The sequence below is a fragment of the uncultured Campylobacter sp. genome (assembly GCF_937949835.1).
GTDB lineage: Bacteria > Campylobacterota > Campylobacteria > Campylobacterales > Campylobacteraceae > Campylobacter_B.
Genome location: NZ_CALEDC010000172.1, coordinates 1 through 2,393, shown reverse-complemented (window position 1 = coordinate 2,393; position 2,393 = coordinate 1). Strand labels below are relative to the sequence as shown.

Annotated in this window: 2 protein-coding genes and 1 pseudogene; all 3 read right to left on the bottom strand. The window is 49.4% G+C overall.

All coding sequences use genetic code 11. From position 1 onward, the window contains the following. Positions 1-246 (bottom strand): annotated as a pseudogene (locus tag Q0256_RS03735) (dihydrodipicolinate reductase); the annotation flags it as partial. After that, positions 243-1,412 (bottom strand): aminotransferase class III-fold pyridoxal phosphate-dependent enzyme, encoded by a 1,170-nt coding sequence (locus Q0256_RS03730; protein ID WP_297960161.1) that lies wholly within the window; start codon positions 1,410-1,412, stop codon positions 243-245. The pseudogene Q0256_RS03735 and the gene Q0256_RS03730, both read right to left, overlap by 4 nt. Beyond that, positions 1,409-2,026, bottom strand: coding sequence for a TRIC cation channel family protein (locus Q0256_RS03725; RefSeq protein WP_297960159.1), 618 nt, complete (start codon positions 2,024-2,026; stop codon positions 1,409-1,411). Before Q0256_RS03725 ends, Q0256_RS03730 begins: the two co-directional genes overlap by 4 nt. Positions 2,027-2,393 lie beyond the last annotated feature (367 nt).

The following is a 2,393-nucleotide window of genomic DNA, read 5'->3' as shown; positions in this document are numbered from 1 at the left end:
GTCTAAATTTAGCTCGCTCGCCGCAAGATTTTGCCGCGACCTATCTGGGTTCGCCGCGGCGTCTAAGCTTAACTCTTGCGTCGCGCAAAAATCCGCGCTTAGGCGTAAAATTTCGCGCGCGATGCAGATCCCAAAAAAACTCCCTACGCTCACGGCAGTGTAAAAATCACCGCTCTTGCCGATTTTAGCGGTATTTGCGTAGTAGCTCTCGTTTAGCCAGCCCTCAAAAAAATCGCTAAATTTCACGCCCGTACTATCTCGTCCAGGCTTTTGCGTAGGCGCGCGAAGCCCTCTTTGATCTCCGGTTTTTTGATATTTAATGCAGGCAAAAATCTAAGGGTGCGCCTGCCGGATTTTAGGATCAAAAGTCCGTTTTGCAGGGCTTTGTTAAAGATCTCGCCCAGATTTTTTTCATCGCGCAGCACGAGGCCTTGCATCAGACCGAGCCCCACGCGCTTTTCGATCAGGCTAGGATAGTCTGCGGCGAGCCCGTCTAGTTTTTTGATAAATCTTTTTATAGTCTTATCAAGCTTACCGCTCGCTTTTAAAAACTGAAGCTGCGAAAGCACCGCAAGCGCCGTAGAGGTCGCCAAAAAGTTACCGCCGAAGGTGCTGCCGTGCTCGCCCGGAGCGAAAATATTTTGCTGCGCCACGCACGCGCCGATCGGCACACCGCCCGCAAGACCTTTGGCAAAGGTGATGATGTCGGGGCGGATGCCGTAAATTTGCGACGTCGCAAACTCGCCCGTGCGATATACGCTGCACTGCACCTCATCGGTGATCAAAAGCAGCTTTTTCTCTTTCAAAACCGCCGCCAGCCTTTGCACGCTAGCCCTATCCAGAGGTTTAATGCCGCCCTCGCCCTGGACTAGCTCGATCATCACGGCGACGCTGTTTTCATCGATATGCGCGATGATCTCCTCGATATCGTCGAAAAATTTAAACCCGGGCATATAAGGCGCAAAAATTTCCGGATGAAATTTCTCCTGCCCGGTAGCTTGTAGCGTCGCTAGCGTGCGACCGTGGAAGGAATTTCGCAGAGTTAGAATTTCAAATTTTTTATTAGGGAAGTTTACGGTGCCGTATTTGCGCGCCATTTTGATCGCAGCTTCGTTCGCCTCCGCGCCCGAGTTGCAAAACACAGCGTAGCTGCGGTACCCCAAAAGCTCGCTAATCTTTTGAGCCAGGGCTTCTTGGGGCAGAATTCTATAGATATTTGAGCCGTGGATGATCTGCGCGGCTTGCGTGCCGATCGCTTCCAGCACGATTTCGTTTGCGTGCCCCAGGCAGTTTACGCCGATGCCCGCGCCAAAATCCACGTAATCCCTGCCCGCTTCATCATAGACTATCGAGCCCTCGCCTCTTACTAGCGCTACGTTTACGCGCGCAAAATTATCCATCAAATAGTTCATTTTTTATACTCCACTTTAGGCAGATGCCAAGATTTGTAATAAGCCACCATGCGAAACGCAACCCCTAAAACCAGCAAAATAAGCACCGAAACTACGCCGCTAAGCCCCAATCCATCAAGCACGAAATATATCAAGCCCACGCCCATGCTTATCGTGCCATAAAGCCCCGTATGTAAAAACCACGGCACTTCGTTCAGCAGTACGTCGCGCAAAATGCCACCACCCACGCCGTTGCAAAATGCGATCAGTACTACGCCGAAAACGTTGTGATTGTAGCTTAGCGCGACCATCGCTCCAACGATCGAAAAGCTTATGACGTCGATCGCATCGGTTAGAATAAATAAAAATTTACCCTCCAAATCGCGGTTCTCGTAAAGTTTGGCAAAAATGGCTACGGCGCTTACCGCAAGCACGATCGTTACGGGCGCATAGTGCGTAAACGAGTAGATCTCGCGGCTTACTAAGGTGTCGCGCATGATCCCGCCGCCAAGCGCCGTCAAAAACGCCGCGATAAAGATCCCAAGCCAATCGCAGCCCTTCTTTACGCCGAATAAAAACCCGCTAAGCGCCGCCGAAGCGATGCCTACGCACTCCGTAAGCTCCAAAATACTCATATCACAACCCGCTAAAATCCTTTTAAAAACGCATTTTACAACAACTAAATATAAATTTGGGTAAAGCGCGACGAGCGGGAGAAATTTAGGCGCTGCGGTATAAATTTAAAGCGGCGGGTAAAATTTGAGCGCGGCGAATTAAAATTCTACGAGATAGAATTTTGCGAAACAGAATTTCGCTAGGTAAAATTTTATGCGGCAGAATTCTACGCGGCTAAAATACGGCGTCGCTTCCGCGTAAATATAAAATTTAGACTTGAAATTTATAAATGCCCGCAAGATAAAATTTCACAGAATTTTATCGCGGCTAAAACACATAACGTCGCGACCTGGCGCAAATTTTAGCTTTAAATTTACGGCACGTGCG